General features: G+C 37.9%; 4 protein-coding genes. 3 read left to right on the forward strand and 1 reads right to left on the reverse strand.

What is annotated here, in order from left to right; translation table 11 throughout:
* The coding region (locus ABD792_RS17465; RefSeq protein ID WP_345007661.1) for a T9SS type A sorting domain-containing protein at positions 1 to 1,143 on the forward strand (1,143 nt) is incomplete at its 5' end.
* 78 nt (positions 1,144 to 1,221) lie between these two features.
* Here the strand turns inward: ABD792_RS17465 and ABD792_RS17470 are convergent.
* The gene (locus ABD792_RS17470; protein ID WP_345007662.1) at positions 1,222 to 2,451 is read right to left on the reverse strand and encodes a T9SS-dependent choice-of-anchor J family protein; all 1,230 of its coding nucleotides are present in this window, start codon (positions 2,449 to 2,451) and stop codon (positions 1,222 to 1,224) included.
* A 379-nt stretch (positions 2,452 to 2,830) separates the two neighbouring features.
* On the opposite strand from ABD792_RS17470, the gene ABD792_RS17475 reads away from it, so the two are divergent.
* Together ABD792_RS17475 and ABD792_RS17480 are read left to right on the forward strand one after the other, a co-directional pair.
* The gene (locus ABD792_RS17475) at positions 2,831 to 4,609 is read left to right on the forward strand and encodes a T9SS type A sorting domain-containing protein (protein ID WP_345007663.1); all 1,779 of its coding nucleotides are present in this window, start codon (positions 2,831 to 2,833) and stop codon (positions 4,607 to 4,609) included.
* Between the two features lie 716 nt (positions 4,610 to 5,325).
* Positions 5,326 to 7,002 (forward strand): hypothetical protein (locus tag ABD792_RS17480; protein ID WP_345007664.1); only part of this gene is annotated, 1,677 nt, incomplete at its 3' end.

Consider the following 7,002-nt stretch of genomic DNA (forward strand, 5'->3'; position numbering starts at 1 on the left):
GTTACCACCGTAACGTGGACAGCCACGAGCGATTGTGAGGCGGACGTAGTAAAGACAGCGACCTTCACTATTATTCCGGATTTAGAAAAACCTAAAATTGTTTGTCCAGAACCAATGACCATCTGTATGGATGAATTCCCAGCAGAGTGGACAGGAGGGTCTTGGTCTGATAATTGTGATGGAACAGGACCGTTAAGTGGTGTTAAAGAAGGAGCTATGAGGTATAGTGAAGATGGTTGTGCTCAATTGCAGGATTATAAGTTTATGTATACTGATTCTTGTGGTAATTCTGCAATGAAAATATGTACTATCACTCGAGAAATTGATAAGTATGATAATTGCGAAACAGCCTTTGCAATGGATACACAAACTGCTAGATGTTTTGATAATGATGGCTTTAAACGTTGGGGATGGACCAATGCCTATAATGAAGGAGACAGTAGAACCATACCATTATATGCTGGAGCAGCACATTGTGATATTACCAAAGGAAATAATGTAGGTAGTGTTACTATAGATTATTCTGAAGAAGGAGAGATAACTGTTACCTATAATATTGACAATGACGGGGCGGGTATGGATTATGCCATGAGTGAAGCCCACATATATGTGGGGGAAGCGATGTATCCAGATAAGAATGGAACACCTACAGTAGCACCTGGTCAATATACCTTTAATGCAGGCTCATTGGATCATTCAACAGGTATTTCCGTTACATTTACAAATGTTTGCGGTCCAGTTTACATAATTGCTCACGCAGTGACTTGTGAAGAAGTATGTAGATGTAGTATTAGACCAGGCGTAGATGATGAAAAAACCTATAATGTTGATTTAGGAATGAGCTGTGGAGGCGAAGCCAAAGTAGCTGCAACCAAGTCAGTTGACTTTACGGCTTATCCGGTACCATTTGATGAGGAAGTGAATATTAAGTACAGCTTCGATTATGATACCGATGTAACGATTGAAGTATTCGATATGAAAGGTGCCTTAGTAAGAAAAGCAGAAAATACCAATTATACAAAAGGTACAAGCGCTATTACTAAAATCAACCTTTCTAAAACGGACAATCAAATGTTCTTTGTAAGGTTAACAACCAATGCAGGTACACTGGTTAAAAAGATCGTATCATATAGCGAACAATAGGGGCTATTTGAATTGATTAATAACCAATATGTGAAGAGAGCAGCTAAAAATTTAGCTGCTCTCTTTGTATATATCCTTTTAGTATTTAATAAATTTTGAGGTTTTAATAGTATCATTGATTTGAACTTTACTGATGTAGATACCATCTTTCAGTGAGGAAATATCGACAATTTCGGTTGGGTTGGAGAGTGCTTTGGTTAGCACCGATTGGCCTAATATATTATAGAGCATTAAATGACTGATTGAATGCCCGTCCGATTTTAAAGTTAAATAACCGTCTTTATAGTACTGCTTAAAGCTATTCGAATCATGCTCTTCAACAGAGAGTAACGCTGTGGAAATCTGTACATCATCAATATGAAGTTCGTACTGAGATGATGGCATGTCATGATGTCTAAAAGCAACATAAACTATTTTACCTGCTAAAGAAGAAATATCTAGGTTTCTATCGACAAAAGTTTCACCAGCACCTCCATTTTGACCGATTACTTCATTAAAGGATACACCACTGGAAAGGAAATCAGAGGTATTATTACCCTCGGCAACATAAACCGTATAATTTTCATTTGGAAAATTCGAGTTAAACCCTCTGGCCTTCCAATTAAGATATAAATCATCATTTGTTGAATATGAGGATAAATCTATACTATAAGATATAATCCAATTGTCTGGATTAACCGAACTCGTGGCATCCCATGATCTTGATACAATACATGGATTGCCATCTAAACCAGGATTTTCATCCAAATCAAAATCTTGAACAAACCATTTTCTACTATCCAAATCGCTATCAATTAAATTCCAGCATGCTAAAATGGTATCCATATTACTGAAATTTTCTTGTACAGGAGGGGAAGTAACGCTACAAGAAACAGTGTTTTCTGTTATTTGAAAATCAAAACCAGAGCTACTCCATCTATTGTCAAACACGATATAATAAGTTGTTCCAGATGCTATAGGGAAGTCTGCTTTTGATGAGACATTAGCTGGTGTAATATCATCATTACTAGCTAAACAGGTTAAAGATCCACATGTGCCAGAGTATATATACATATTGGTATCTAAACCAGAATTTACAGGTAAATCAGTTGTTATGTTAGCGTAGCCGTCTGTTGTAGCCGTATAAGCAAACCATTCGGCTTTAGTGCCGGCCGTTTTAGAATCACATATCAAAGTAGCGGCTGTCCCATTGATAGTGCCAACACTAGTGGTTCCAGGACCTATAGTTTGAGAACCGGCACATGAATTTTGACCGATGCTATCAAGTTTTAGTAGTAGAACTAATGACAGAGTAATTAAAAATCTCATAATCTGTAGGTTAAAGTTTTTGCTAATATATATAAAAAAAACATTTAATCGAATAAAACAGTATTTAATCGATGAAAAGCAATAAAAATATAAGTTAAAACTTACTTATTGGTTCTTATTAATATCGAGTTGTTAATATGTAAACATTTGTCTATCAATTTATTGTAGGTATTTAAGTACGTTTAAAAGCTATTCTTCATAGCAAAATTATGACTGGTTTCGCCGCGGTATTATAAATAGTTTCTTGTCTAAATTACATCAATTTGAATATTAATTCTTACAAAATTAAGTTCTTTTTAAGTATTTCATCGATTAAATGGTTAAAAAATAGGATAATATGTAATGTTGCATTAGTTTAAGCCCCCAAATTTACCAGATTATGCTTAAGTTTAGTTACAAAATGGGCTTACTATTTTTTGTGTGTCAGCTATTAAATAGTATTTCATTAAAGGCCCAGGAAATGATATTCGAAGTACCCTTTGATGAGCAAGTGGCACTTTCTGATGTCATTATTGAGGGAGAGGTGCTGGCGAAAGAATCCTTTTGGGATGATGCACAAAATAGGATATATACCGTAAATACTATTAAGGTATATAAAGTTTTTAAAGGAGAATCTACCAGTATAATTGAATTGGTTACACCAGGGGGCATTATTGGATTAGAGGCTCAGGTCGTGTCCCATAGTTTACAGCTTCAAAATGGAAGCATGGGAGTTTTTATGTTAAGATCAAACCCAAAGGCAACCACCATGCAAAAAGAAATGGTTTCCAGTCAAGTGTCGTATATGTCTACAGTAGGTGCGCAAGGCTTTTACAAATATGCTTTGACGAATGATAAGGCTGTAAACAGCTTTTCGGTTATTGAGAATATAACAGGTAATTTTTATCCTAAAATTGTAAGCCTGACAAATAAGGCACCTGTTAGTATGAATGCTCTTGACTTAAATACAGAAATAAGTAAGGAGACTTCTACTTCAAAGACTACTGGAGGTGTTGCTATTTCATCCTTTTCAGCTACTAATGCTTCCGCAGGGACAAAAAGTGTTTTAACTATTTACGGTAACGGCTTTGGAGAAACTAAAGGTACCGTAGGGTTTAGTGATGCCAATTATGGGGGCTATTTACATACCAATTCCTTAAGCAACCAGATTAAAAGTTGGACGGATTCCAAAATTGAGGTCGAGATACCAGATAGGGCAGGTACCGGTTCTTTTAAAGTGAATACTGTTGCTAACGGTAGCATAGAGTCCGTAGACGATCTGGTTATAGATTTTGCACAAATCAATCTGGAATACAACGGAACGGCCTACCAGACCCAGCATATTGATAATAATGGCAGTGGGGGGAACACCTGGACAATGAATACCGACTTTTATAATTCTGATGCCAGGGATGCTTTTACCAGAGCCTTTGAAAGTTGGACCTGTGGGTCTGGCATAAATTGGGAAATAGCAAATACTACAACAGCCATTGCTAAAAAGGATTTATATGATGGTATTAATGTTATAACATTTGACGACTCTATGAGTGGTGGCATGTTGGGACAGTGTTATTCTAGGTATGAAGGATGTTATGATGGTGGTGAGATTAAATGGTATGTAACTGAAATGGATATTGTTTTCAATGCAAACAAAAATTGGAATTTTAGTACAGCGCCCCCAGCCAACGACCAAATAGATTTTGAAACGGTTACCGTACACGAACTTGGGCATGGGCACCAATTAGGTCATGTTGTTAATACCAACGAGGTTATGCACTATTCCATTTCGTCTGGGGAGTCTTTAAGAACATTAAGTAACCAAGATCTGGCAGGGGCTATGGATATACAATCCAGAAGCAGCTCTACAACAATCTGTGGGCAGTTAAGTATGACGCAGTCCTCTTGCATGCAATTAGGGGTTGATGATGTTAAAATAGAAAAGGATATTGCAATATATCCAAATCCAGCGCAACATACTGTCTATATTAGCAATAGAGCCAATGTAAACATTACAAACGTATCGATTGTTAATATACAGGGAAGTCTGCTCTTTAATTCAAGAATAAAGGATAACAATCCCATACTGTCGTTTGATGTATCTAACCTGTCTCCAGGAGTATATATGGTTAAAATTGATTCGGCCTTCGGATCCGGAGTGAAAAAGCTTATGGTGCAATGAGTTAGAAGTGAACAATGAAAAGCCAACAACCAACAGCTAGCATCCAGCACCCAACACCCAACACCCAACAGCCAATAGCCAGAAACTAACAGCCAACACCCAGCACCCAACAGCTAGCACCCAGCGCCCAACACCCAATACCTATCAACCAACACCCAACAACCAACAACCAACACCCAGCAGCTAGCACCCAGCACCCAGTACCCAATACCCATCAACCAACAGTCAACAGTTAACACCCAACAGCCAACAGCTAGCACCCAACACCCAATACTCAGCACCCAACAGCCAAAAGCCAACAACCAACACCCAACAGCCGACAGCTAGCACCCAACACCCAACCCCTAATACCCAATAAACGAGACTTTTAAGAATTGCTTTAGTCAGAAAAAAGAGATAAAATGCATTTCATCGATGATTATTACTGATAAACTAATTTGATGAAATTAGCTTTATAACAATTTCAAATTATAATATATAATTCTTACCTTTAGAAAAGTACTCGTGTACAGATAGTTACTATTTGGCGAGTTGTTATCTCCTATTTTAATAGCATTTGATTAATAGCAAATTATTGAATGCCACCTGTTTTACCTTGATGTAACATACTCTTGTTGTGCCAAATTAATACAATTTAATTTCACGGCCCTCATTCATGACTTACGTTATTATTGTTATGTAAACTCGGTTATTAATTTAATTTAAATGCTATGTTTATGTGCAATTTTACAAAATTAGATGCTATTGGTTGTACCAGTAGGTCTATTAAGAGATTATTATTGTGTTGTATAGTCCTTGTTTTTGGATTGTCGACACAATTTTTTTATGGACAGGACGTAGGTTCATCTTCTGTTCAGGCGAATTTTGGTATTGACGGGGATGTATATTCTGGTGTATTACAATTTCCGAATGTTGAAAATCCGGTTGTTCCACTTCCAGGAGATCCTACGGGAATAGATGACTGGTTCTTAGGGGCTTCGGGTCTAGGAGTAATCGATGAATTAGGGAGCGCTAATGGCGGTAATCCATTGTCCGATCCTAACCCACCTAACAGTACGGATAATGAAGCGATTGAACTAAGACAATCGGTATGGGCTCCTACTGCGCCTTTTCCATTTCCACTTGTTAATGGTGATTTATGGTTAGATGCTGTATATGGACGTGATAACTATGTAAAGGGAGGAGACGCTGAAATGTCTTATTTTTCATCGGGAGCCGATAAAAATTCAGACCATCCAATAAATTGGAGTTTGGACTCCTTGGGAAGTGTCCCTCAAAAAACAGATATCATCGATGTGTATGCACATTTAAGAGGAGATGTACCTAAAGCACCATCAGAAAGTGACCCAAGGCCTTTTACAACGCTTTATGCATATGCTGGAGCGTCTCTGGTGGTTACCAATGGTAACAAGCATCTGGACTTCGAGTTTTTCAGAGAAGGATTAGTATCACCCGCTGATCTTCAAGATCCAACTAAACTTGGCCCAGATGGCGGGCGTACCGCCTGGACTTTTGATTTAGCAGGAGATGGAGACATTATGGTTCCGGGAACTATCATTATTTCGGTTGACTATATTAATGGTGGTAGTGTGCCTGATATCAGAATCCGGGTTTGGATGAGCCAAGCCACATTTGATAATTATGATAATACGGCTGCTAATAGACCTTTTAATGTTGATTATGGTGTCGCTTTTGAAACAGGGACAGGTTCAGAAGGTTTTGGTTATGCTGCCATTAACCCTATATCAGTAGGTACAAGTTTGTGGGGTAGAGTAAATGATGATTTTGCTTCGGATGCAGGTTCTCTTACAACAGGACCACCTTGGGGTACCTGGGAAGGCTCTACACCTGATTTTGTTGATGACTATGAGCGCTATCAATTTGTTGAAATTGGTATTAATTTGACAGCTTTTGGATTGGATAGAAGGGGACAAGAAGACCCATGTTCTAATATATTAGGTAGTTTACTGGTTAAAACCCGTAGTAGTGGAGGTGGACCCAATGAGGGAGCTTTTGGTTCTGAGTTAAAAGATTTTGCTGGTCCTTATTTATTTGGATTTACAGGAGAAGAACCAGAAATTACAGTTACAAATAAAACAATTTGTGCTTCCGAAAATCCTGTTAATATAACTACAGGAAATTCTGTAAATCCTCCTGGAGTAATTGAATACTATTTAGACGATGAATATACTAGTCCAGTCCCAACACCAGATGCTTATAATGCACCGCTTGGAGAAACAACCATCTATGTTCGAAGTGAAAAAGCAGGTTTTCCAGGTTGTTATGGATTTAATTCATTTACTGTAACAGTTAGTGCAGATCCTAATGCCGATGCAGGCCCAGACCAGGCGAATTGTGATGACGGCTCGTTTACCATGGCAGCCAACGCACCA

The sequence above is a fragment of the Snuella lapsa genome, from assembly GCF_039539345.1.
In the GTDB taxonomy this organism is placed as follows: domain Bacteria; phylum Bacteroidota; class Bacteroidia; order Flavobacteriales; family Flavobacteriaceae; genus Snuella; species Snuella lapsa.

Coding starts and splice junctions, on each gene's coding strand:
- ABD792_RS17475 (WP_345007663.1), top strand. CDS start 2,831: ATGCTTAAGTTTAGTTACAAAATGGGCTTACTATTTTTTGTGTGTCAG.
- ABD792_RS17470 (WP_345007662.1), bottom strand. CDS start 2,451: ATGAGATTTTTAATTACTCTGTCATTAGTTCTACTACTAAAACTTGAT.